This window comes from Kordiimonas sp. SCSIO 12610 (assembly GCF_024398015.1).
Classification (GTDB): Bacteria; Pseudomonadota; Alphaproteobacteria; order Sphingomonadales; family Kordiimonadaceae; genus CANLMI01.
Window position 1 is genome coordinate 2942769 of sequence record NZ_CP073747.1, and the last position, 25767, is coordinate 2968535.

Annotated in this window: 22 protein-coding genes and 1 tRNA gene; 11 read left to right on the forward strand and 12 right to left on the reverse strand. The window is 43.5% G+C overall.

Annotation, left to right across the window (positions count from 1 at the left end):
• On the reverse strand, positions 1–1587 hold the full coding sequence (gene rtcR, locus KFF44_RS13535) for an RNA repair transcriptional activator RtcR (protein WP_255935068.1): 1587 nt from the start codon (positions 1585–1587) through the stop codon (positions 1–3).
• Between the two features lie 318 nt (positions 1588–1905).
• On the opposite strand from rtcR, the gene KFF44_RS13540 reads away from it, so the two are divergent.
• Genes KFF44_RS13540 through KFF44_RS13565 form a run of 6 tightly spaced genes read left to right on the forward strand, consistent with a single transcriptional unit; the run spans position 1906 to position 6534 of the window.
• Positions 1906–3141, forward strand: a complete 1236-nt coding sequence (locus tag KFF44_RS13540) for an RtcB family protein (RefSeq protein WP_255935069.1) — start codon at positions 1906–1908, stop codon at positions 3139–3141.
• A 49-nt stretch (positions 3142–3190) separates the two neighbouring features.
• Positions 3191–3799: a hypothetical protein gene (locus KFF44_RS13545; RefSeq protein WP_255935071.1), complete on the forward strand. Its 609-nt coding sequence runs from the start codon at positions 3191–3193 to the stop codon at positions 3797–3799.
• Between the two features lie 26 nt (positions 3800–3825).
• A complete protein-coding gene (locus KFF44_RS13550) occupies positions 3826–4659 on the forward strand; it encodes a nucleotidyltransferase domain-containing protein (protein WP_255935073.1) in 834 nt (277 codons plus the stop codon).
• A gap of 57 nt (positions 4660–4716) precedes the next feature.
• Complete coding sequence (rtcA, locus tag KFF44_RS13555) at positions 4717–5754, forward strand: RNA 3'-terminal phosphate cyclase (RefSeq protein WP_255935075.1); 1038 nt, start codon at positions 4717–4719, stop codon at positions 5752–5754.
• A complete protein-coding gene (locus tag KFF44_RS13560) occupies positions 5754–6083 on the forward strand; it encodes a hypothetical protein (RefSeq protein ID WP_255935077.1) in 330 nt (109 codons plus the stop codon). Before rtcA ends, KFF44_RS13560 begins: the two co-directional genes overlap by 1 nt.
• A gap of 7 nt (positions 6084–6090) precedes the next feature.
• A complete protein-coding gene (locus KFF44_RS13565) occupies positions 6091–6534 on the forward strand; it encodes an HAD family acid phosphatase (RefSeq protein ID WP_255935079.1) in 444 nt (147 codons plus the stop codon).
• Between the two features lie 79 nt (positions 6535–6613).
• Here the strand turns inward: KFF44_RS13565 and KFF44_RS13570 are convergent, their stop codons facing one another.
• Genes KFF44_RS13570 through KFF44_RS13580 form a run of 3 tightly spaced genes read right to left on the reverse strand, consistent with a single transcriptional unit; the run spans position 6614 to position 12178 of the window.
• The gene (locus KFF44_RS13570) at positions 6614–9910 is read right to left on the reverse strand and encodes an error-prone DNA polymerase (protein WP_255935082.1); all 3297 of its coding nucleotides are present in this window, start codon (positions 9908–9910) and stop codon (positions 6614–6616) included.
• The gene (locus KFF44_RS13575) at positions 9907–11442 is read right to left on the reverse strand and encodes a DNA polymerase Y family protein (RefSeq protein WP_255935085.1); all 1536 of its coding nucleotides are present in this window, start codon (positions 11440–11442) and stop codon (positions 9907–9909) included. The genes KFF44_RS13570 and KFF44_RS13575 overlap by 4 nt, the downstream gene beginning before the upstream one ends.
• Positions 11396–12178 (reverse strand): ImuA family protein, encoded by a 783-nt coding sequence (locus KFF44_RS13580; protein WP_255935088.1) that lies wholly within the window; start codon positions 12176–12178, stop codon positions 11396–11398. The genes KFF44_RS13575 and KFF44_RS13580 overlap by 47 nt, the downstream gene beginning before the upstream one ends.
• A 791-nt stretch (positions 12179–12969) precedes the next feature.
• On the opposite strand from KFF44_RS13580, the gene KFF44_RS13585 reads away from it, so the two are divergent.
• Complete coding sequence (locus KFF44_RS13585; protein WP_255935091.1) at positions 12970–13959, forward strand: DUF6602 domain-containing protein; 990 nt, start codon at positions 12970–12972, stop codon at positions 13957–13959.
• 192 nt (positions 13960–14151) lie between these two features.
• Here KFF44_RS13585 and KFF44_RS13590 read toward each other — a convergent pair whose 3' ends face one another.
• The 5 genes from KFF44_RS13590 to KFF44_RS13610 form a co-directional block, all read right to left on the reverse strand.
• Positions 14152–14529 carry a helix-turn-helix transcriptional regulator gene (locus tag KFF44_RS13590; protein ID WP_255935093.1) on the reverse strand — a complete coding sequence of 126 codons (378 nt, stop codon included), beginning with the start codon at positions 14527–14529 and terminating at the stop codon, positions 14152–14154.
• Positions 14530–14659: 130 nt separating this feature from the next.
• Positions 14660–15835 carry a TniQ family protein gene (locus KFF44_RS13595; protein ID WP_255935094.1) on the reverse strand — a complete coding sequence of 392 codons (1176 nt, stop codon included), beginning with the start codon at positions 15833–15835 and terminating at the stop codon, positions 14660–14662.
• Positions 15832–16761 (reverse strand): ATP-binding protein, encoded by a 930-nt coding sequence (locus KFF44_RS13600; RefSeq protein ID WP_255935095.1) that lies wholly within the window; start codon positions 16759–16761, stop codon positions 15832–15834. Before KFF44_RS13600 ends, KFF44_RS13595 begins: the two co-directional genes overlap by 4 nt.
• Positions 16754–18751 carry a Mu transposase C-terminal domain-containing protein gene (locus KFF44_RS13605; RefSeq protein ID WP_255935098.1) on the reverse strand — a complete coding sequence of 666 codons (1998 nt, stop codon included), beginning with the start codon at positions 18749–18751 and terminating at the stop codon, positions 16754–16756. The genes KFF44_RS13600 and KFF44_RS13605 overlap by 8 nt, the downstream gene beginning before the upstream one ends.
• Entirely contained in the window at positions 18744–19517 is a 774-nt protein-coding gene (locus tag KFF44_RS13610) for a hypothetical protein (RefSeq protein ID WP_255935100.1), read from the reverse strand. The genes KFF44_RS13605 and KFF44_RS13610 overlap by 8 nt, the downstream gene beginning before the upstream one ends.
• Positions 19518–20698: 1181 nt before the next feature.
• Between KFF44_RS13610 and KFF44_RS13615 the strand changes: the two genes are divergently transcribed.
• Together KFF44_RS13615 and KFF44_RS13620 are read left to right on the forward strand one after the other, a co-directional pair.
• The gene (locus KFF44_RS13615; RefSeq protein WP_255935103.1) at positions 20699–21019 is read left to right on the forward strand and encodes a helix-turn-helix domain-containing protein; all 321 of its coding nucleotides are present in this window, start codon (positions 20699–20701) and stop codon (positions 21017–21019) included.
• Positions 21016–22062 carry a reverse transcriptase family protein gene (locus KFF44_RS13620; protein WP_255935105.1) on the forward strand — a complete coding sequence of 349 codons (1047 nt, stop codon included), beginning with the start codon at positions 21016–21018 and terminating at the stop codon, positions 22060–22062. Before KFF44_RS13615 ends, KFF44_RS13620 begins: the two co-directional genes overlap by 4 nt.
• Positions 22063–22190: 128 nt before the next feature.
• Here the strand turns inward: KFF44_RS13620 and KFF44_RS13625 are convergent.
• Positions 22191–22267, reverse strand: a tRNA-Ile gene (locus KFF44_RS13625).
• Between the two features lie 116 nt (positions 22268–22383).
• The gene (locus KFF44_RS13630; RefSeq protein WP_255935108.1) at positions 22384–22599 is read right to left on the reverse strand and encodes a hypothetical protein; all 216 of its coding nucleotides are present in this window, start codon (positions 22597–22599) and stop codon (positions 22384–22386) included.
• Positions 22600–22968: 369 nt separating this feature from the next.
• Here KFF44_RS13630 and KFF44_RS13635 point away from each other — a divergent pair, with 369 nt between their 5' ends.
• Complete coding sequence (locus KFF44_RS13635; RefSeq protein WP_255935111.1) at positions 22969–23313, forward strand: hypothetical protein; 345 nt, start codon at positions 22969–22971, stop codon at positions 23311–23313.
• Between the two features lie 42 nt (positions 23314–23355).
• Positions 23356–25041: a sulfatase-like hydrolase/transferase gene (locus KFF44_RS13640; protein WP_255935114.1), complete on the forward strand. Its 1686-nt coding sequence runs from the start codon at positions 23356–23358 to the stop codon at positions 25039–25041.
• Between the two features lie 2 nt (positions 25042–25043).
• Here the strand turns inward: KFF44_RS13640 and KFF44_RS13645 are convergent, their stop codons facing one another.
• Positions 25044–25688, reverse strand: coding sequence for a TetR family transcriptional regulator C-terminal domain-containing protein (locus tag KFF44_RS13645; RefSeq protein WP_255935115.1), 645 nt, complete (start codon positions 25686–25688; stop codon positions 25044–25046).
• Positions 25689–25767: the final 79 nt, after the last annotated feature.

A 25767-nucleotide genomic window follows, 5' to 3' on the forward strand; every position in this document is an offset into this window, starting at 1 on the left:
TCAATCATCGCATAGCTCGGGCCATGTTAAACCAAACTTATTCAGGTATTTTCGGAGCCTGTCAGCATCATTCGGTTGCTTCTTGTTTTTCCTTGAAACTGCAAATAATATACGCCCAGCTTCAGACATAGACTTCGAGTTTCGACATACATGAATGACCTTTTCAAGTTGTGCTTGATCAAACAAGTCAATATTATCAGCTTGTAAACCTGATATACTATCTAACGCTTCATAACCTTGTGGCTGGGCCGACTGCCACTGTCGTTTTAGTCTTTCGATTTCATTGGATACCTGCTCAACACCAATCCTACCTCCATGTGCAAACGTTGCCATTCTGGTCACCGCCGCCGACAAATCCCTGAAATTAGCTGACCACAGAGCTTCGCTTGATAATGCAAACCTCAGAAAACGCTCACGAGCTTCCTTATTAAACGTCACACGGTCACCGCCTTGCCTAGCATAGCGATGTATTTCATAATCCAGGTTTGGTTCAATATCCTCCCGCCGTTCGGCCAGACCCGGCAAATGAAATGTCCAGAGATTAAGGCGAGCATAAAGATCTTCTCTAAAATCTCCTTTTAAAACTGCTTCACCTAAATCCTTATTTGTTCCTGCAATCAGCTGAAATCTGCTTTCAGTTTCCTGATCAGCCCCTACAGGCATAAACCTGCCATCCTCAATAGCGCGAAGCATCATGGCTTGCTCATCCAAGCCAAGCTCGCCAATTTCATCAAGAAACAATACACCCTTATCAGCCGACTTTAACAAACCAGCTCGGTCAGACTGTGCACCAGTAAACGCGCCGCGCTTATGACCAAACAGTGCTGACATAGCACTATCCCCTCTAAGTGTTGCGCAGTTCACTTCAACAAAGCGTCCTTTCACCTGATGACGATTTTGCTTAAGATCATAAATCCGGCTAGCCAGCTGTGATTTACCAGCCCCCGTCGGCCCCATCAACAGAACGGGCAGAGTTGACCTGATTGCGACCTGCTCGATCTCATCGATCATCACATTAAAGGCCTGATTACGCGTTTCAATCCCTGACTTCAGGAAGGAAATACCTTCCTTCTTTTCGCTCGCGAACCGACTTGCCAGCAAATCGTATTTTGACAGATCCAGATCAATAATTTGATAAGTTCCTGGGCCTAGATGCCCGCGCGAAGGGGACACCTGCATCAATTTCGCCGGGAAATGATGGCTCTCTGACATCAAAAACATACAAATCTGTGCAACATGTGTGCCCGTTGTAATGTTAATCAGATAGTCTTCTCGCTCAGGCATGAATGAATAATTCTGCGCAAAATCAAAAAGCACCCCATAGACTTCCTCGAAGTCCCAGGGGTCATCGATGATAATTTCAACACAGTTGACCTCTGTTTCGGGCGACACTTGCCACATATCGCGTGCTATTCGCTGGGCCAGTGCTTTGTGACGTCGATCATATAATAGCTCATAACGATCTATTACCAAATCTTCATGCATGCACGCAGCCACAGTGGGCCGCCAGCGATGCCATCGCTTATCCCCCTTGCCAGAGTCAAGCGTTGTCCCCAAGAAGCCAATAGCGACTGTTTTTTTAGCCATTAAATTTATCCAAATTTATAATGTACGATTATTTTATATAATATAATTGCATTATTGACAATCGGTTTACCAAGGAAAATAATACCAAACAATTTAAAATATACAATATAATCAATATCTTAAATACATATGTCGAGTGCAACTTCGAAACTGGCACACCTCCTGCTATATCACATACATAGCAAAATAGATTTTGCTCCCGCGCCCTGAACAGATTGGGGGCAGAAGTCAAAGGGCTTGCGGTAACGGGCTGTGGGAACCGGATCATTATCGAGGCGCGGGAGCAGGACAGAGAATTGAGTAGGTTAGGAAAAGAAAATGTCTGAACAGAATTACGAAGTTATTGCAAGCGAAGGCCATGCCCCTGTCAAAATGTGGACACAGGGTGTGCCAGTAGATGAAGGTGCAAAAACCCAGCTTACCAAAGCCGCATCTATGCCGTTCATTCACAAACATATCGCCGTTATGCCTGATGTGCACGTTGGTATTGGCGCTACAATTGGTTCGGTCATTCCAACGAAAAATGCTATTATTCCAGCGGCTGTTGGCGTTGATATCGGCTGCGGCATGATGGCTGCCAAAACAGATTTAACAGCTAATGACTTGCCGGATAATCTTTTTGGTATCCGAACCGCGATTGAGCGCGCTGTCCCGCATGGCATGACACCGTCACGAAGCCGCAGGAAAGGCCGCGATAAAGGATCATGGCATGATATTCCAGAACTCTCAGCGAAAGCTTGGGGTGGCCTTGTGGATAGGTTTGATCGTATCTGCGAGAACATGCCAGCGATCAAAAACACCAATAACGTAAACCACATGGGTACCCTTGGAACCGGCAATCACTTTGTCGAAGTATGCCTTGATGAACATGATCAGGTTTGGATTATGTTGCATTCGGGCTCACGGGGCGTTGGTAATGCAATTGGTCGCCGTTATATTGAACTTGCACGCAAGGACATGGAAAAATGGATGATTAACTTGCCGGATAAGGACCTTGCGTATTTCCCAGAGGGCACAGACCATTTCAATGACTATGTTTTTGCCGTTGAATGGGCGCAGGATTATGCCCGTAAAAACCGCGAGGTCATGATGGCAAATGTGATTGAAAGTATTCAAGTCGAACTTGGCCGCATGTTCAATGCTGATGTGGAGGCAGTAAACTGCCACCACAACTATGTGACACGCGAAAATCACTTCGGTGAAAATGTTTTCGTGACACGCAAGGGCGCTGTGAGAGCGCGCAAAGGCGATTTGGGTATTATTCCAGGCTCGATGGGCGCACGGTCATATATCGTCCGCGGTCTTGGTAATGAAGAAAGTTTCTGTTCATGCAGCCACGGCGCTGGCCGAGTGATGAGCCGGACAGAGGCCAAAAAACGAGTGAGCCTTGAAGAACATATCACGGCAACCGCCGATGTTGAATGCCGCAAGGACAAAGGTGTTATCGACGAAACACCGTCGGCTTACAAAAACATCGACGATGTAATGGAAGCACAGAAAGACCTTGTTGAGATCATGTATACATTGAAGCAAGTTGTATGCGTTAAGGGGTAATAAACAAGTGCTCATGGAAAACCCATGGGCACACTTACAGAGCAATACCATGAAAACTGCACGATTAGAAAGAAAACGACAAGATCCATTGATATGGAAACAAATATGGCAAAGAGTTATTATCGAGGACGTTACGTCATCCGACGAACGTATTATTGGAGTTGTTGAAAAACTAAAAACTGACTTCGTATATGGTGAGGTTATATTTCATCAGTACCAAATCTCGATTGATGCTGACGATAATGAGCAAACTTCAGACAACAATTTCAACATGCATGATAACTTACTAGATTTATTAAATCATGAAAAAGTAAAAAGTGATTTGCCACAAATAAAGACGAATACTGCCAAGAAAGATTTCAAGTTAGAAGCTATTAGTTCATATCAATTCATAGCTGATCTAGCTGGCATCCTCCATACGGGCGGTGCTTACACACCATCTGGTCATATAGTTGGTGATAAAGCTTTGATTTTGGCAAAAGACTTCTTTGAAGCTCTTTATGGATCACAAGGCTATCAATATCACTCGGGTGTAATTTATCGAGCTTCTACAGACTGGAGTTGTTGGTTTAATAACATATTTTGGGATTTTGTTTGGTTCCATCACGATTTCAAGAAACAAATAGTGACTATATTTCTAGGCACTGACACAGATTAAATGACGCTTCAAGTAGTAGACAAATAATGAATCAATTAGCCAATATATCCCCATCGGCTCATACCGAAATCATGGAAAACCTCAATGCAATCCAAAGCGATCATGATGTACGCATCCTATTTGCGATTGAAAGTGGATCACGCGCATGGGGTTTTCCGTCACCGGATAGCGATTACGATGTTCGGTTTGTCTATGTGCATTCGCAAGATTGGTATTTAACAATAACACCGGGGCGCGATGTGATCGAATTACCATTATTCGACAAAGACACTTACTATGAAAACCGCTACGAACACGATCTGGATATCAATGGTTGGGACTTAAAGAAAGCCTTAAACTTACTCATGAAGCCAAACCCGGTTTTGCTCGAATGGCTTTCAAGCCCGATCAGATATATGTGGAACAATGAAGCCTGTGATGATTTAACGGCGCTTTCAAGAAAAGTTACCTTTGGGCCTGCTTGCCTACATCATTATCTAAACCTTGGAAGGCGCCAATGGAACACGTATGTCGGTGATAAAACCGAGGTAAATCTGAAGAAATATTTTTACATCGTTCGCCCCGCTATGGCGATCAGATGGTTAAGGATGAACTCTGACATAACGCCCCCAATGAACTTTTATGATTTGAAGGCTGGTATTAATTTATCAGCAAATCTTAATGAGCAACTAGACGAACTCCTTGAAAAGAAAAGTCGCTCAAAGGAACTTGGGGAAGCCAAAAGAATAGATATTGTTGATAAATTCGTAATGAATGAGCTCTTTTGGGCATCAGAAGCTGTCAAAAAAATGCCCAGAGCATCCACCAACTTGCAGGATGAAGCGAATAACATTTTCAAAAAATGGATTAAACTGGTGTGATGGTCGAGGGCAAGAACGACACCCCGCATTTTACTCATCAGCTTGTAGATTAGATAAATGAAAAAAATAATAAAAATAGATGGCAGTAAAGGCGAAGGTGGCGGACAGGTTCTTCGCACTAGCCTTAGCCTATCGATGATAACGGGACACCCTTTTATCATCGAAAATATTCGCGCAAACAGGAAAAAGCTGGGCTTGATGCGTCAGCATCTAACCTGCGTCAAAGCAGCAGCAACTATCTGCGGTGCCACAATTGAAGGCGCAGAGCTTGGCTCTAGTACCGTTTCTTTTATACCCAATGCAGTAAAGGCGGGCTTATATGATTTTTCGATTGGCACTGCGGGCAGCACACTGCTTGTTTTGCAAACCTTATTACCCGCCTTAATGCTTGCAAACAATCCATCGAAACTACATTTGAATGGTGGTACACATAATAAGCAAGCCCCCAGCTTTGAGTTTATCAACAACGCGTATATACCCATTCTGGCCAAAATGGGGGTGCGTATTGATGCCTTACTGGAGCGCCGTGGTTTCTTTCCGGCAGGTGGTGGTCAAGTGGCCTTTGATATCACCCCAACGACCAAATTAAACCCAATCGACCTTAGTGACGGTGGCAAAATCAAAAAGGTTCTGGCGAAAGCTATTTTGGCTAAAATTCCTATGAACATCGGACCGCGCGAATTAAAGGTTGCGAAATCGCGCCTCAATATCGATGAGGCGAACTGCATAGTGATTGATGATCGCAACACTGACGGGCCTGGTAATACATTCAGCATCGAAGTTCAGCGGGAGCATGTAACAGAAGTTTTTGTCCAACACGGCGAACTGGGGGTTTCCGCAGAGAGTGTGGCAAAAAACGCTTGCCGTTCTGCCGGGCGGTATTTACGTGCACCTGATGCGGCCGTCGGCCCTTATCTCGCTGATCAGCTATTGCTGCCGATGTCACTAGCAGGCAAAGGGAAATTCACAACATTACGCCCAAGCCTACATACAATAACAAATATCGATACGATTAAACAGTTTCTTGATGTCGATATACAATTGATTGAAACTGGCGAAGGTATTTGGACTATTGAAGTAGGGAGGAACTTTTAATGAATAAGAACACTAAGGTTATTGACTCCGATATAATAACCCCTTTCAAGATTGAACATAATGTCGATGAAATTATCACCAATGGCAAACTGGAACAGTATTATAATTTCATCGACTACCATTTTGAAAAAAATGGTGCATTCATGTTAGCTAGAACGTATTTAGACGACATAAAAACCATTACACTGGATGGACCATTTTCCGATGCAAATCATTATGAAGAAGTTGACATGCCCGATCTCAAAGAAAACGTTATTGCCTATTTGCGACGACGTTATTCTGAAATTCAAACACAGGGTAAAGACGGATACCAAACAATAAGAGAATAACATACTCATGAAGCCTCTCGTTATTTTTGACATTGATGGCACACTTGCCGATATCAGCCATCGTCGTCACTTTGTCATGGGCGACAATCAAAATTGGGCTGCTTTTTTTAAAGAAATGGGCGATGACACACCAAATAAGCCTGTTGTCGGCCTCTATCAAACCCTCACGGTATCAAATGTCTATGACCTTATTATTGTCTCTGCTCGCCCCGAGAACTACAGGCTATTGACCGAACAATGGCTTGTTTGGAATGGCATTGAATTTGACCGACTGATCATGCGTCCTGAAAAGGATTATCGCCCGGATACAGAGATCAAGAAAGAAATTCTGGATCTGTTGTTATCAGAAGGTCGGGAAATTGCTTTTGTAGTAGATGACAGAGATAGCGTTGTGGACATGTGGCGAGAGAACGGCATTACCTGCCTTCAGTGTGCACCCGGCGATTTTTAGAATTGCACCGTCATTGTTCACAGGCGCGTATCTAACTAGCTATAAATTTGCTTTAAAGCTTTTACAAATTTCTCATCTCTCAATGAAAGTTTCGCCCTTTCGGTAAAATAGCTTTCACCCGATTAATCTTATTTCCCTTAGTTTTGTCTCTTCTATCCCTTGCATCTGATCCACCATATTTAAACTCGTCTACATCAGAATGAGGCTCAAACATCTCATCACAGCCTGTGATCTGAACAAGCTCGTTATTCAGATCAAAAAGCTGCCGTGCAACCACGTGAATAACGCCGTCTTCTTTTTGCACTTGCCCAACAACCCCTAGCACCTTGGCACCAATCACCGTTCTGCGTTCCGCTTCGAATAATTTGGGCCAGATGATAATATTCATTACGCCTGTTTCATCTTCCAAAGTCGCGAAAATCACACCTGATGCCGTTCCCGGACGCTGCCTTACAAGCACGAGACCTGCCAGCGAGACAAGATGCTTATCCGGGTGTGCCTTGAGTTCTTCGGCAGTAATGAAATAGCGCTCGCTCAAACTTGGTCGCAGGAAAGCCAAAGGGTGGCCCTTTAGGGATAATTTGATTGTCGTATAATCCTCAATCACATGCTCGCCAAGTGGCATTGACGGCAAAGCCATCTCCGCCTCATGTTGCATGTTTTGATTATTATCGTTCATCGCCCGATTGAACAGCGGCAAGTCTTCAACCGCACTGCGCTTACCTATGGAAGCTCCCAATCCCTGTGCTGCCCATAGTGCTGTTCGCCTATCCAAACCAATTGAGCGAAAAGCATCTGCTCTTGCAAGCCGCTCTATTGTTTTAACGGAAAACCCTGTCCTGAAATAAAGATCACGCACGCTATCAAACCCTTGCTCTCGAACACGGACCAATTGTTCAGCATCATCTTGGCCAATACCTTTGATTTGCCTAAGGCCAAGCCGAAGCGCATGCGCATTACCCCCCTCAGGCGTTTGGGCTTTTGGGCTTTCTATTGGTTCTAACGTATGATCCCACAGGCTTTTGTTTATGTCTGGCGGCAGGACCGTACCCCCATGTTCCTGCAAGTCTCGCACAAGCGACGCGCTTGAATAAAAGCCCATAGGGAGCGAGTTTAGAAGCGCGCAGGTAAAGACATCAGGATAGTAGCATTTTAGCCATGAGGACACATAAGCCAAGAGTGCAAAGCTGGCTGAATGACTTTCAGGAAATCCATAATCAGAAAACCCCTCAATCTGTTTGAAACATTGCTCGGCAAATATTGACGTGTATTTGTTAGCAATCATGCCTTTGATAAATTTCTCTTTGAAAGCATCAATACTGCCAGAACGCTTGAAAGTCGCCATAGCCTTTCTAAGTCTGTCGGCCTCGCTTGGTGTAAAGCCTGCCCCCACAATCGCGATTTTCATTGCCTGTTCCTGAAATAAGGGCACACCCAAGGTTTTTGAAAGGACTTCCTCAAGTTCCCTAGAAGGATACTCTACTTTTTCCTTCTTTTGTCGGCGCTTGAGGTATGGGTGCACCATATCCCCCTGAATGGGTCCAGGGCGCACAATAGCAATTTCAATTACCAGATCATAAAATTCACGGGGGCGTAAGCGTGGCAACATCGACATCTGCGCACGGCTCTCAATCTGGAAAACACCAACTGTATCTGCCCGACAGATCATCTCATACGTTCCTTGATCTTCCGCTGGTACAGTCGCAAGCTCCAACGGCCGCTCATAATGATCTTCAATAAGCTTGAATGCCTTTCTAATTGCGCTCAACATGCCAAGAGCCAAGATATCAATCTTAAGAATACCAAGCGCATCCAGATCATCTTTATCCCATTCAACATAAGTCCGATCTGCCATAGCGGCATTGGCAATGGGTATCACCTCATCAAGCGGACCGTTCGTAATGACAAAGCCGCCCACATGCTGCGATAGATGCCTTGGGAACCCAGCAATCTGCTTCACAAGAATAAGTGTTTGATTAAGCGTTGGATCATTAAGATCAAGGCCGAGTTCAGTAACGCGCTCTGGTGTTAAGCCACCCTTGGACCAATGGGAACCATTTGCTGATAAGGCTGAAACAGTGTCCAAGGATAATCCCATGGCTGTCCCAACCTCACGCACTGCGCTGCGAGTTCTATAGGTCACAACCGTTGCGGCAATCCCGGCACGGTGACGTCCATATTTTTCATAAATATATTGGATAACCTCTTCCCGGCGCTCGTGCTCGAAATCCACATCGATGTCTGGAGGTTCATTGCGGTCGGCAGAGATAAACCTTTCAAAGAGAAGGTCAATTTTAGTCGGATCAACACTTGTGATACCAAGGCAAAAACAAACCGCAGAATTCGCCGCAGACCCGCGCCCTTGGCATAGAATGCCCTTATCTCTCGCGTACCGGACAATATCATCAACGGTCAGAAAATATGAAGCGTAATTGAGCTCTTTAATAAGCGACAATTCATGCTCAAGGGTCGCTTTGACCTTATCACTAATACCATCTGGATACCGACGCTTGGCACCTAACCACGTAAGGCGCTCCAGCTCTTCTTGTGGTGTCGCACTTTCACCTGCTGGCTCATTAGGATATTCATATCTCAGCTCGTCCAGTGAAAACGTGAGCGCATGCATAATCTCCGAGGTTCTGTGAACAGCGTCTTCATAGCCCTTGAAAATATGACGAACATCGGCTGTTGTTTTCATATGCCGTTCAGCACTCGCCTGTAAACGCATCCCGGCATCCATAATTGTCACATGTTCGCGGATGCAGGTAAGAATGTCCTGTAAAGGTCGCCTGTTAGGTTGGTGATAAAGAATATCACCAATCGCAACGAGTGGTGTCTGATACACTTTTGCTATCGCTTTAAGGCGCAACATGCGGCGGTCGTCATTACCTTGGTAAAGCCGTGTTAAGCCAAGATATACATGCTCTCCAAAAAGGCCTGATAACCTTAACAATCCTGCTTCAAGTTCGTCAGTCAGCTTATACTCAGGAACAGCAATGAATATGTGGCCCTGATCAAGGTCCCTCAAATCGTCAAAATTCAGAATGCAAGTACCTTTCTCAGCGCGGCGATTACCTTTCGTGAGTAGTTTGGTCAGGCGACCATAGGCCGCGCGGTCTTTAGGGAACGTAAGCACCTCAAAGCCACATGTTAGGACAAGTCGAACACCAACAATATAGCGTATCCCAGCTTCTTTGGCAGCGACATGACCTCTTACAATGCCTGCAACACTATTTCTGTCGGTAATAGCAACGGCGCCGTAACCGAAAACAGCCGCCTGTGTAACCAATTCATCAGGGTGAGAAGCACCGCGCAGGAATGAGAAATTACTGGCGACACACAGTTCTGCATATGGAATGTCAACATTCTTACTCATGCGAAAAATCCATGCATAAACCATGTGGGCTTTTCCTCGCGCTCATAAAGCCCGCACCTAAATAGCCAATAGCGATATCCGTCCATGTCTTCTACACGGTAATAATCCCGCGTTCGCTCTATGGCGTCGCTTCTTCGTGCCCACCATTCAGGCGCGATGCGTTCAGGCCCTTCTGCTGCGTGAATGCGGCACTTAAGCTTGCGCCATTCGAACAATACAGGCGGTCCATCAGGTACTTCTGCAATCGCCGTAATTGGTTCGGGTTTTGGAAGCAACATGATCGGCCGCCCCAGATGATTATCGCCCTGAAGCTTCTCAAGAAAGGCATTCCAATTAGCCGTCTTAAGGCGTTTATCATCAGGAGCCACATAGGCCTCAGAACGTTCTGGAATATAGCTCTCATTCGGGATCAATTGCCCGACCGCTTGCGAACCGAACCGATTGGCGATCCGGTTAATGAGCGTATCAAAACTCGCTGCGCGGTCCGAAGTGCCATGCGAGAGTATACCTATTTGCTCAATAGTTAAGTGCTCGCATGCATATGCAGCGAGGCTAATCTGCTCAACCCCAAAGCCTGCATCATAGGTTTCGATAAAGAATTTCAGTTTTTCACTTAGAAGTCGAACCAAAAGGCTTGTGTCGTTTGTATGCCGATGAGTGCCAATAATAAGATCATTTGCAACCCCATCAACACGGTAAAGCGTTAACTCAAAACGCTGTGCACCCTTTTTTGCTTCTTTGAGCATATTCATTAACTCTGCGGCCAAGCTGACCACGTGATGCTCTAAACTCTCTAGGTGTAATATCGGTTCAAGAAAACGAGCGCTGTTTCTATAAACTGGTGGTTCCTTAAGCGGCACCAAACTTTCACTTTTATGTCCTAAAGCCTGATCCAGTCGGGTGAGTAATAGATCACCATAACGGGCAGCAATTGGTGCACGAGGCTTATCATAGAGGCTGCCTACCGTTGTCAGCCCAACCTGGGCAAGCCTGTCCGCTATATCACTACCAACCCGAAGGCTTTCAATAGGAAGCGACCTCATCGCGTGTTTTGATGTTACAGAGGTAATTATACTTTTAGGGCTCTGACCATAGCGAGCGACAGCATGCGCGCAGCCAATTGTATCCGCGATAGCAATACGAGTGCTAAAGCCAAATTCACTAAACCGCATAATAATATCATTTAAAAGCGCGTCTTCACCGCCCACAAGATGGACTGAGCCTGTAATATCCATCAACAGACCATCAGGTGGATCATAAGTAACCCATGGACAATAACGCATGAGCCACAAGGCCAGTTGCCTTAAAGTATTTGCATCGCCTTCAGGTTCATAGTCCTTTACTATCAAGGCAGGATAAAGCGTTCGAGCATCAGCAAGTAATTGGTGAATATCCACGCCAACAGCACGAGCTCTCGGGTTCATTGCCATGACACGTGTACCGCCTTGGGCAGAGGCGACGAGAACTAAAGGGTGATCTGGCTCTTTAGCCGACTGCGCTGATTGGCTCCAGTCTGACCTGGTTTGATCCAATCGCTTCAACCTTTCGGTTGGCCAATTCGGAAGCCAGATCGAGACGAAGCGCCTCTGTGTTCCAGACAACATGATGATTACCAAGGCGATTATCCCTGGCCTTTGTGACCTTGAGGTGCCAGGCAGGATAGCCCATAAGAGAGAAGGCACTTCGGTGGCTTTGCAAACCAACACCTGGACTTGCCTCAACCAAAATACGCTGATCCGCAGCCGTTGTCCCGTTTGCCCTGTGGGGCCTGACCATTAGAACTGGCGTATTGGTTTCGCGAGCACGAAGGCGCAAGCGTTTGCTTTCAGTGAATCCATAGAGCTTTTCTGACCAGAGAACGCCGCATACGGCAGCAACAGAACCGGATGCAATAGCTTCTTCCATTACCCACAATAGATCACGCTCAGCGCTAAGGGTTACTTTAGTAATCCGCGCGGGATTAAGACCGTATGCAGTCAAACCAGGAGCATGCAAGTGCAAGCGTTCAGGTTCTCTTAACTGGCACCATAGAATGGAACCGGAATTATTTTGACTGAAGCTAACAAGCGACGCCAGAACACTACCGAGTGCCGCCACGCGGTCACGGTAACATGCAGGCTGCACCTCTACCAGAGTACCAGGTTTAATCTCATTAGCCTGCATGCCAAAAGGCGCCTCTTGATCGCCACTCGCAAGGCGACATGTACCTTGCGGCCCCTCAAGATGAGCGATTTTTTCTCGCAGATTTTGAACTGGTGACTGTTTCATTTCTTGATTAGCTTATTGTATGTTCACTATATGTTCTCATATATTCAAACCTAGGAAAGAGTCAAGAAATGAGTCAAATACAGTCTAAGCCTGGTGAATAGATGAGCCGATTGGGACATAATTAACAGGACAAGTGTCCATTTCCATAATTAGCGAGAATAAAAACTGATCCCGTAATCAAAGCTAAACATTAGAAATTAATGTCGCCAAAGGACGGTTTCATTGCCTTTTTTATTTTTTTCGATTTTTGAAAAATTTTTCGATCTTCAAGCATAAATAGTTATAGAGCTTGTGGAAGCTTATCTATGATATGCAACTTTTACTTGACAAATTTGTGATTTTATGATATAACAATAAACCCACTCTGTGCGATTTCACACTAAGTGGATTTCATTAATAACAGGGAGAAATATATGGAAATATTTTTTGTTTTAACCATGTTGGTAGCATGGGTTAAAAAGTACTTACTAATAAAAACAATACTGCTTATTGGACAAAGTGTCAACAAAAATCTCAATAAATCAGAAATACTTAAACCTGACAGAACTGATAACCTAATCAAAGCGCAATTAAAGAGATACATATACTCTTTTAGCGTCTGGCTCAATGTGGCTTTTCAGGTATATCGTAGTTGCTGGCTTATTAGAATTTTATTGTACTTGTTTGGAAACTAACAAAAAAGTTCTATAAGGGGAGTATATCGTACTTCCCTTATAGGTTTATTATGTAAATCGTAAATAACCTCATTCAATAATGTTTTTGAGTGACAAACAATAAATCCGGGTTTGAATATGGCTGCTAAAAATCAATACCAAGCTTTTTTAAGAGCAAAAATAACTGGTGCTATAGAAGAAGCTCGCGCCGCTAGTACTTTAACGCATCAAGGAGTTAAAGGCACAGTGCTAGAAATATTGATATCAAAACTTTTTCGGCCACTACTACCGTCAGACATTGGATTAGGTACAGGGCAGATAATTGAACAACAATCAGGTCAGACTTCTAAGCAGATTGATATTATATTGTATGATAAGTCTATCCTGCCACCTATATTATTTGACGATACCACGGGTATTTTTCCAATAGAATCTGTATTGTACGCTATTGAAGTAAAAACCATGTTGGACAAAAATGGTTTATCTCAGGCTCACGAAAGCGCAAAACTAATTACGAGTTTTCCACATCTCAAGGGAATAGACCACAATGGTCATAACAATACTCACGTTGATTCAGTAAGAAATGTTGTTTTTGCGTTAAATTCAAACCTAAAAGGTGCCCGATACAGTGATGCGGATAGGTATTCTAAAATTTGTAAGGAGACAAACGACCCTGCTTTTTTAAGGGCAATATGTGTAGCAGATAAATGGTACTATTATGACAATGGCGAGAACTGGGTTTCTCCTGAGACAGTGGATAAACATGATGAAATACTTAGTTTTATCGGCGGTATTTCGAATACATATAAAAGTATAAGCCTTAACAGAAACTACCCTCTATTAGGTCATTACATAATACCTGAATGGTCAGAAGTTATTACCGGACCAGAGACAAATTTTGACAAAAATGAAGAAGCAACTAATATTAATTCGATACCAATTAAGTGTGAAAAATGCGGACTTACTGGCACTTTAGAACCTAAAATTGAGATGCTCGGTACAATGACAGTAAACAGTAAACTATCTCATTCCTGCCCTAGCTGTAGTGGTACAATGACATCTAAGGCAGGTAGCTTTATTTTTAAATCAGGACGATTAGTAGAATATTTATTCTCTGAAGAACATTAAGGTAATTTATGCACGATTTTCGGTTTTTTCGTGCTTCCCTCAGTTACAAAGTTTCCTGATCTGTAGAGCGCATATCTATATTTCTCTACTTTCTTTAAGTCCGAACCAACTGTCCGTCGTCAGATAAAATGTAACCAGACTGGCTTTACATTAAGAGAGGGTTTGATCTTATAGTGAGTTGTCTCTAGTTGACTAGAAAAGCAATCCATCACCATCACTTTCGATCAGAATTCTTTGCGGTTCATCCAGAGATGATTGCAGACGCTTCTTTTTTCTCACTCTTTTCGGTAATCGTTCTTTACGCAATAAGTCTCCAATCGGGTCACGAGTAGACACATCAAGAATGTCACTCAACTGGTCAAGAGCTTGTAAAATCGCTAATATATGAGCAACACTCCCAATCGAGACGCCAGGCTTACCTTTTTCAATATTCATAACTGTTTGCGAAGATACCCGCATACGCTTGGCGATATCCTCTACTGTATAACGGCGTTCAATTCTGGCCAGTCGGATATTAGCGCCTAATTGTACTAAAGCTTTTTGAACAGAATAGTTGGGGCGTTTGGTCATATTATATCTATATTATTGGTTATTTTAGATATATTAACATAGATAATAATGTATTTTAAGGAAAAATAGAGAATTCATCCTGTCCAATATATAGACCATAATATGACCTCACACCTACAACTACAGAGGCTTACTGACTTTCTTCAAAACGTTCCACAGATTTAGTTTCAATGCGGTACACATGCTGATCGCCCATTTTTATCTTATGACCAGTAAAGGTACCATCATTAAACAACCTAATAACCCTGGCAGACGACATCGACAGTCTTTCCTTAACTTCACTACGAGTAAGAAATTGTTCCTGAATTTTACTAGCTTCATGAAGACTATGACCGCCACGCCCAGTAATCCGGGAACAATATTCAGAACTGTAAATAAAATGCTCTACTGAATCACGGAGGTGCCGGAAACACTGCGCTCCCGGTTCATCAACAATCCTATGGTATAGCCTGCCAAAGCGAGTATCATTTCGGAGTGAAAACTCATTCCCGCCTCTCGCATCCCATTTTAGAAGTTGCCGTAAATAATCTTCAAAATTATTGGGCCAATCAAACAATGCATTAGCAATTGCATCTGCAATATTTGAAGCTGAGGTAGGCATTAACTTTCCTATGCTGTCATCAGTTGCTAGTAAGCGTTCTGCCAGCAACAGCACTGTACGCCAAAAATATTTATAACCTCCGCAATTAAAATCAATTTCAGCATCTGCAGAATATGGCATAGGCCATCCTCGCTCAATAAATTCAGAGAAGGCCAACATATGATCTGAAGGCGCCTTGTTATTAAGAGCATGTGTGAAAGGCTCATCACATTTATTACATACACCGACTTTGGAGCGCCACCATGTTAGACGACCGCCGCAGCCTGGTCTTTGACACCGGTCGATGAGGTAACACTTATGCCTAGAGCATACATGATAGAACCTCAGGTCCCAAACAGAGCTAATAGCGCCTGTTTCCTGCACACAATCCGGACATATCTTTGGGTTTTGTAGATCAAAGAGGGATGCTGGCATATCACCAAACCGTCCAAAACTTATATTTTGATACCGACTTGTATTTGATCGAGCATACGTGATTGCAACAACCTCATCATCAAACCCATCGAGTATTTTGGATAAGGACGATACAGCTTCTCTCACAAATGCGAAGGACATAATGGGGTCTTTCTCAGATAAAAGACTGTAGATCCATCTCGGCTTCTCATAACGGTTAAGTTCTGAAAGCCGCATAACATAACCAGGAACATTCTCAAAAGGCTTGGGAGCATCCACAAGGGGCAAGGTAAGGTGTTTATTCAAAATCATTGCTTATACTCCTTTTCCACGCTGTAGGGGTTATAAACAGGCGCTAGGGTACCTTTCTCCAGATCACGAGCCAGCTCATGGACTGCATGTTCAAAATGAACCTTCTTCAGCTTGATATCACCGTGCTCGAGTGCATTAAGACAGGTTTTGATAAGGATCTTGGCAACGCGGCCAATGGCCCCTCCTGATGCCACATGCAATGCCTTTGCCCAGGTTTCTGAATAAATATATTCAGCATCGTCGAAAGGCATCTGTTCAGCAAACATAGCCAGGACAAGCTGAAACTTTTCAAAGGACTGCGGTGTTGCAATCGACATAGGATTCAAAGATGTTTGCCCAATCAAGCGGCGCTGCAACTGGCCATTGGCATCAAACACATTCTGCAAGCTGGGGAGGCCAGCCAGCAAAAACGGACATGACGTTTCGTTCAATAAGGACTTCAACCAATCGGCCGTAGCATACTGAACCTTATCACTCTTGGTTTCCACAAGGTGCTGAAACTCGTCAAAGATGACCATCGGAATATCCAACTCCTTGATATAATGGATAATGCGATCCGTCATACTCATCGTTGAGCCTTTGTCTGCTGCCGGGTCACCGAGTTTAACCAGCATATCTGATGCGAGTGCCTTCGGTGTTGCATTGGCCGGCACGGACATGGATAGGATTTCTCCACGCACCTTTTTATGGGGTGCAGTATCCTGCACCCACTTACAGAAACATTCGATGATTGTGGTTTTCCCGACACCTGTCTCGCCGCAAAGTGTCATCAGACTGGTAGTGTCCGAGTATTGTGACAGTTTATAAAACTGCTGAATTCTCTTAAGGGTTAATGCAAACTCATCATAGTTGAAACACAGGTGTTCAATCCCTGCGATTTGCTCAAGAAGATCATTCTCGTCAAAATTATAAGTAAGATCATTCATTGTCTGAACCCTCCTGACCAAAGAGGTTCGTCAGGCCAGCTTGCTTAGCGCGGAGCATCATATTCTCAATCGTCGGCGTAGCCTGGCCGTGACCACCTTCAATTCCATAAGTGTCAATTGACTTCAGCGCTTCATCGATTGCTGATGGCCTAACTGGAGGTTTTGCGTTCTGCCCTGATTTGTACCTGGCTGCCCGCTTACCTGATTTCTTCTTGCCCAGCTTCTTCTTGGATGACTTAATTTCTTCATCTATCAGACTATGCATTTCTATGAAAGCATCATTGATATTGTATTTCTTGTCGCCCGTTTTGCGTTTCAAATTCAGGAGTTTTCGCGTGGCTTTATGCTGCCACTTACTCAGGCCACTGTATTTGGATTCGATAGCCGGTACCGTCATAAACTTTTGAGATCTCTCATTGAACACGTAGGCTTGCCCTAGATCAGAAGGGTCAATTTTAACCTTGATCTTCGTCGTTTTGCCAAATGCGCGGAAATATGTGTTCAATTCATCTGAGTTATACCAGACCTTATCAACTGTGACGCCTTTCCTTGTGAGCTTACGGTACTGCACTTCGGAGAGCAGGATAATGAGATCTTCAGGCGAAGCTGGTAGGTCGACAGGATACTCTTTCACCCCTCGTTGCCACACTTCAATAGGGTAATCCTCTAAGCCCGTATTGAAGCGTCTAAGATAGACATCTACAATCCACTTATAGAGCGCCTTTTCAAACGCAGCCATCGGTATGGCCGCGTTTTTGACAGAGTCATAATCGCCTTTCTCGGCAATGTTCGAGAAGGTTTTTCCCTTTAGTTGGGATAGAAGGCCTGTATTGATTGATCCGAAGAACCGCTCAACAGCCCCTTTGTAATGTGGCACTCGAACAGGATGATAAATAATATTTATCCCGAGCGCATTGCAGGCGTCTTTGAGGTGTTCAGAGTGAAACTCCTTACCGTTATCAAGAACAATAGCTCGCATGACACCGTGACATGGCCAATCCTTTTTGATCCATTCGAATTGCTTGAGCCGCACATCTTTGGGAAGGATCGCATTCCTGAGGCACAGCATAACGCTCTCATAGCCAGGCGACGCGAAACCAACATAGATACCTATAGGTATGGATGTCTTAACATCGAAAGCAACGGTTAGCGTCGGCCTGGCAACAACATTCTCAAAGGGTGTCAGAACGTGGATATCGAGAATTGTATGATCAATCTGTACCAAATCCAATGGTGCTTCAACCTCAACGCCTTTTCCAACTTTCTTGAAAAAGCGATCGGCAGCTTGCTTACCCTTACGCTTGAGCATCACCTCATAAGAATCTAGGCCTTTTATATATCGATAAATAGTTGAATAAGATGGGCATGTGAGCTCTCTCAGTGGATGGCGGTCGTTGTATTCCTTGAAAGTATCCACAATTGATTGATAAGCAGACATAAGAGTTGGAGACTCTCTGATTAAAAACTTCTTCCTTAAAACTTCATCGATCAGCGCTTGCGCTTCTCGGCTTATGTAGGGCTTTTGTGGCCCGCGCTTATGCGATTTTGATAGGAGTGCGGACTTCGTTTGCCCGCCATCTCGCCATTGTTTGTGCCAGGCATATACCCTTGAAACACTAGGAGGTCTCGTATCACCGTACAACGCTGCAACCTCATCAATAACTTCCGCTACCAACGACTTGCTAATGTTTCCGCCAGACAGCCCCACAAGCCTGCTGACATAGTTGTACTTCCGGTCTAACGCCAACTTTTGCTCAGCATTGAGCATATCGATTGCCCTGGGTACGGGGTCAGTGACCGAAATTGCATCAAGATCAACGATATACTCAGCATTGAAAAACTTCATTTCAAGATCAACACGGTTGATCATTGAAGTGTCATGATTGCTTAGATTCTCAACGAGAAACTGGTTCTCAATCTCACTTTTAATGAGAAAAGGTGTTTGGTTGTCATAATATTTAAGGCCGGGCTCAATAGAAATCTTATGCATGGGTATTCTCCTCGGCTAAGATACGAACAGTACTGGTTGCTGATATTGTCTGGGTCAGATCGATCCAGAGATGGCCGTGAGCGATTGCCCTGAAAATCTCAGCTTCACCGTACGGGTAGTCATCAGAATTCAGGATTTTCTCAAAGGTCGTTAGTCCGTCTTCAAAGGGATAAACCCCAGTCTCATAGCAGGCTTGTGGTAAGCTGCGCCGTACTTCCCGCATCAAGCGCTCAACGTTTGCGCGCAGCGGGTTGGCTAATAGAGTTTGGGATGTGATCAGACGAAGCTCATGGCCATTTAACCTGAAATGTCGCTGTAGGCCCCGAATGCGCTCCATCTCATCGTCATCATGATAGACCTTATCTGGCTTAACTTCAGCGAAATAAGAGTTAGTTCGCGTCACCACATAGGCATCAGGTGTATAGCGCCCCAAACGGGTTCGGATTGTTGAGGGCTGGGCATAAAAGGCAAGCACATCGGGATCAACTTCCAGCCATTCCAAATGTTTTTTCTCAAGCTGAGATTCCCAGCCAATTAAGCATCGCATTTTGCGGCTGGCATGCCAGCCAACCACGCGCACCGGATTTTTCCTGACAACTTCCCGTGCCGGCTCGCCGAAAAGTTCATCGCATCTCTCTATCTCTGCACATTTAGCGCAACGGATAGGGTTTTTCTTTGCGATATTTTTAAAGTTTACGAATCTTCTACATTTTGAACATGCGGAAGGGTTTTCAGAACCCACAAGGGTCATAAAATCATCGGGCATCAAGGCCTCCTAACATTAGTTAATAGAGAACCGCGCTGAAAAGTATGTTTCCAGTTGCAATTCGTTCGAATGTATGAGAACCTCTTAGGACATTGAGAGTTTCCGAGAGGATCTCACAAGCCGACTGAAGTTCAGCAAAACTTCAGTCGGCTTTATTTATGGATTTTCATAATACCTCCCCTTAATCGACGCCCAATACCTATTTTTACACCCCAATTTTAAGGCATCAGAAATGCTGCGTTATTTTTTAGCTACCGTCAATCGCTAAGAGAAACTCCCAAGAGAACTGCTAAAATAACCGCTAAGTATTTGAATTAATTAATATTTTTTTATACTATAAAAAACTGCTAATTATTTACGATAGTATTTCAATTCTTCACCGTAAATCAAAGCCTTAGATGGAGGGACGTCGTTTGAAAATTATGAAGAGTTCCGTAGAAGTTAGGAAATCGATCAAAATTTAGCCTTATAATCTAAACGAATTGACCGCATCGTTAGTTACGAACGTTTCAGCTTGCAAAACACCGAATCAGAACACGGCGTAACACTATATATAGACCTCGCAACAAATAGCCGCACTCAATATGGATCATCAAAAGGCAATTCAACTTCAGCTATTAATATGTTCATGCGTCAGTTTTAACTGATCACGACCCAAAGATGATATATGAACAAGCAATTCATTTTCGAAGGTGCTCAATAAACCTTGTAAAGCTATTGTGAATTAACCATTAGTAATAAAATATCGCATACAGCGATATTTTATTTGACTCTGATAAGCCGACTTCCTATATATCTAAGCATGATGTTTAGGTATCAAATTGAACCCGTCCATATGTGGGGCCTTGAGCCCTGTGAAGACTTAGTGTCTTCGATTGACAACTCCGTTTCGGCTAGGGGAATGGCGACGCGCCGCACCCACCCGGGACTGGGTGCGGCATCTTCGAGGTCAAACGTCGCTGATCAATTCTCTCTTTCTTACGGGCGCCACATTTGGCGAGAAGGAGAGTTTAACAATGATACGATCAAACAAACATCATCAGCGACGGCGCCCTTCACGAAAGCGCCCTTGGCACTGGCTTTTTACGGCTATTGTCTTGGTAGCGCGAGTAGCGGCTTTCTTAGTTCGTTTTTTCGATCGAGAATGAGTGCGACCTCGAAAATAGCCATTAGGAATTGCCATGCCTGAACTCAAAAGACCCATGATTAATGAGGCGCTTACGCTAGTTCGGCTTTACTGGGGATACTCTCAGATTGAGCTGTCCAATCTACTGAGTTTGTCACAATCCCTAATTTCAGACATTGAACGTGGGTCTAAACCAGTCACTATGGAAGTGTTAGAACGATACAGTGAAAGACTTAATATTAGGATGTCGCAACTGCTCTTTTTCGCAGAAGAAATGGAAGGAGAACCTCCGGTGAGAAAAGGTAAATTGATTGTTGCACAAAAAGCTCTATCGCTCTTAGAAAAGCTCAGCCCAGCAGAAGTCAAACACCATTGAGGCGTCGTTCGAAACAGAAATATGAGCGCTATGAAATTGACCGCTCTCCATTTTCTCAGAAGCCAACCCAGAAAGACCTTGCAACTCTGCTTGGTATGACGCGCGACGAACTTCGAAGGACTTTGAATTATAAAGATACATGCATAGTCAAGCGTAGCGAGGAGATAAATGGCAAGGTAAGAGACCTTGCCTATCCTGTTGGACCTCTACGAGTAATCCACGAAAAGCTCAAATATCATTTAAACAAAATAAAGCAGCCAGAATACCTGTTCAGCCCAAGAAAGGGGCGGGGGCAACGTGATAATGCAGCACTCCATATAGATCGCCAGCAATACCTTTCACTAGATTTAAAACAGTTTTATCCATCTACTACACTCGCGATGGTCAAAAACTGGCTGATAAAATCATTAGGGATGTATGAAGATGTGGCCGGACTACTTGCTAAACTAGCAACCGTAGATGGTGTCGTATCGTTCGGCTCTCCACTCACACCTGTGCTGGTATCGCTAGTACATCGTGAGATGTTTAATGAAATCGCACATGAATGTACCAAAAGAGATTTAAATTACTCCGTTTGGGTCGACGACCTGACTATCTCTGGTGATTTCATTGAGGGTGAACTGCTAAAGAAAATCCGCAAAACAATTACTAAACACGGTCATAAATCACATAAGATTACCTACCGCACCGGGAACAAACCAGTATTCATAACAGGAATTGGCGTGGTAGGCGCACATTTAGTGGCGCCTCAAACACTACACCTACGTATAAAAAAACTCTGGGAAGACCTGCATGATTCAAAGACACTTGGAGAACGTGAATCAGTTTCGCAGCAACTTCTGGCCCAACTAGGCACATTAAAGCATATCGTGGGACCAAAATCCGAGCAGGGTCGTAAAGCAGCTGACCAGATGAATTCTCTGCGGCAAAAGAGAGATAAATGGCGTAAGGAAGAAGTGAAAGATACCAATATAACTAAACTAGCAAATATGGAAGAAACTCGTACTGACGATATTCTAGAGTCACATTCTGTGCCTTGGTAGTTCAATTATCCGCTTGTGGCCGTTAGTAGACCTCTTAGAAATATGGCCATTATTCTCATTAATTGTGAAAATAATTCTCGCTTAAATGAAAATATTCTCATTAATTATGAAAATGGACAGCTGGAAAGTGGTGGGCCCTGCAGGACTCGAACCTGCGACCAAACCGTTATGAGCGGTTTGCTCTAACCAACTGAGCTAAGGGCCCTCTTAGGATGGAAACTACCTAGCAAATGCTTTCTGGAATGGGTAGCGAAAAATACAGTTTTCTGAATATTTTTTGTGAAATTTCAACTGAAGCACAAATTATACTGAGCGCATAACTTACAGTGCGTCGATTTCCTCGCGAAGCGATATGCCTTTATCGGTTGTTATGCGCTCCAGCGTTATAACCCGTTCCTCTAATTCCTTTATGAGCTTTATAGCTTCGTCACTCTTCTTAGCCTCAGCAATTTTCTTTTGCGCTGAAATCCAGCGATTAACGGTACCCGCGACAAATACTATAGCAACGATAACCACAACCATCGTATAAACACCCATGCTATTTCCCCTCATTTGAATATATTAATTTTCTATTACATGGACATTCAGTTAGGCCGTTACAATATTCTTTCAAGAAAACTATATAGAATAACGCCTGAATACGATAAATTAATGGTGAAACAGAACAAGATTACTTTGCTTATTTTTCTGCCTACTGTATAACTCCACCCGATTTAAATTTTTTGGTGAGGAAAACAGCCCCTTTCTCTCCAAAAAGAACCCTACCTTCTAACGAAGGTAGGGTTTTTAATTGCCCAACTAAAATTCACAAAGCGTCTATCAAAATACCGTAATTTGATCATTTCAATAGATTCAGGCATAAAAGTACACTAATATAAAAGTTATGTAGTTATACGAAAGTGATACATGATGGCAGGCCCTATTAGTTCAACAACCGGCATAGCAGCAGGTTTTCAGTCGATTCAAAACCGTACAAATCAATCAGCCACGAGTGAAGAGACTGATACAGTCACAACGCCTGAAGGTGCAGCAACAAATACAGATATTGAAACAACAGAAATTGTTGAATTTGGCCCATCAGAGCTAATCGAACAATCCTTGCTTCAAGGCTTAGATATCAACCAATCATTTTCTGAGGAAGACGCAACACAGCAAGCATCTGCTCTCGGGCAATCACTTGGCTTAGAAACATTATCGATAGCAAATAACCGCTTAGACACGATAAGCCCACTATTTACAGAACTGACTTAATGTACGCGCGTGTGTTTTAAAGCATACAGATTTCTGTAGCCTATGACACATTATTTCAGAAGTTCTTTTACCATCAACCGTATACACATCGTGTGCATTGCAGTTCTGCTGGCAATTCTTCACATTAAAGCCATAAGTGGCTTATTCAGTGCAACCCTCGCGATCAGTAATTACCTTTTTGTGGTGTCATTAAGTTTTTTAAGCATATCGCTTTTAAGAAAATTGAATGATAAACTTGCAGTTCTGGCCACCATATTATGGATACTGTTTTTATTAACTGAATTAATAATTAATCAGTTAACGGGCTTACATTTGAATAGTTTTGTTTTTGCTAGCTTGCTTCAACAAGCAACTAACTCATCTATGGCATTCGTCAGCTATTTGATTACAGCTATCGCTATAGTTACGCTTGTTTACTTCCTGCAGTTTTATAATTTACCTCGCAGAAAGCAGAACAAGATTTCGATTAAATATGGTCATGTAATAGGCGCACTATTCGCGTCACTTACCTGCACCCAAGCAATATATGCTATAGGATATTACTTTGGAGAGTTGGAAACTGTTTATATTAAACGCAAGCTTTCCATACTGGTAACACCGCACCCTTACTATATCAAAAAAGGCCTATCGATACTGTTTGAACCCAGTACCGACAATCCATTTGCACGTTCACGGTCGATATCTGAACGACAAATATCAGATGGTACTTTATCAGAAGCCACTTTAGATCAGAGAACTAACATCCTGATCATTATTGCCGATAGCTTACGGGGCCAGGATATTATGAAGACCCCGTCCCTAGCTCCTAACATTGCAACTTGGTCATATAATCTAAAATTCAGATCTTTTAATCATTACAGCACATCCAATTGCACGCACTTTAGTATATATAGTTTACTCTCTGGGCAGTTACCGACAAATTTCAGCTCAGCTCGTAAGGCACCTGTGGTAGTTCAACCTATCCAAACGCTTATCTCTGAGGGATATCAGATTTCCACCAGTGAAGCCGAAACACTCGACTGGTATGATACTGCTAGTACAGTTTATGCGGGACAGGCAAATCGACACATTGTCCCCTCAAAGCAGCCGAATAAAGATGAGATGGCAATAGTTGATAGCCTCAATAAAATTCAGCAATATCAAGCAAAGAAGCAGCCTTTTTTTCACGTTACATATCTTAGCGACACGCATTTCCCATATACTTCCAGCACGAACAAACAGAACAAATCCATTTATGAACAGTATCTGAGCGCCATAAAAGAAGTTGATAACAATATTGGCTTTTACCTTGGGGAATTAAAATCAACAGGCGCGCTCGATGATACGCTCGTCATCATTACATCTGATCACGGTGAAGAACTATTGGAAAATGGCATAATTGGGCATAGCAGTCGCCTAAGTCCGGAACAGGTTAAGGTACCTTTAGTTATCATTAGCCCTGTATTACAGGATAACACCCAATGGCCCAAAAGTCATATTGACATTATGCCCTACGCACTAAGTTCGTTATCATTATCTGCAAAAACCATTGATGATAACAATTCAATAATCCTAGCAAATTGTGATTACGATTACCCGAATGGCTTTGCGGTCATTACTGATCAATCCAGAACAGACTTTATATTTGAAGACGGGTTTTTATATAATGCACAAACACCGTATTCTCGATCAACAACGATCAACCGAGAACAGGCGACAAAAACCCTACTCGAAACCTTGAGTGACTAGCATCACTGCAAATCCAAACTTTTGAGGATTAACGCAATCACTGTTTCTTTTGCATATTCAAATTGCTGCTCATCTAATGGCTGACCATCATTCATTACAATCATTTGTGCTTCAAAGTCTGCGTAATGCTGTGTAGTTGCCCAAATCATATAAAAAAGATATCGCGCTTTAACAGGCTTTAACTTACCCTCGCTAACCCACCGTTCAATAACCTTTTCCCGACTTTCTAGCCATGGCTTAACCGTATTGGTCAGATAACCTTGAATGAAAGGGGCACCACTCGCCATTTCTATGGCCCATAATCTAGACCCATGTGGGCGATTTCGAGCAAGCTCCATTTTTGACGCAACATAGTGCCTAAATGCAGGAACAGGGTCATCGATATCGTCAAATGTATCTGCCGCTTTTAACCAAATCGAACAAATATCTTCTACAACTTTTCGATATAAAGTCTCTTTACTGCCAAAATAATAATAGACATTCGGCTTGGGAACACCCGCTCGCTTAGCGATCAGATCTACACTCGCACCATTAAAGCCCTTTTCCGCAAAAACCGTTTCAGCGGCCACCAAAATCTTGATAACATTCTCTTGGCGTATTCCGGCTTTATGACGACCGGGGCCGTCTCCTCCGTTATCAATAGTCATAAAACTACCCCTCGCAGCAACCATCTGGTCTTACTCTAGATACCAATTTTATTCTAGATAAAAAGAAAGCCCGAGTTAC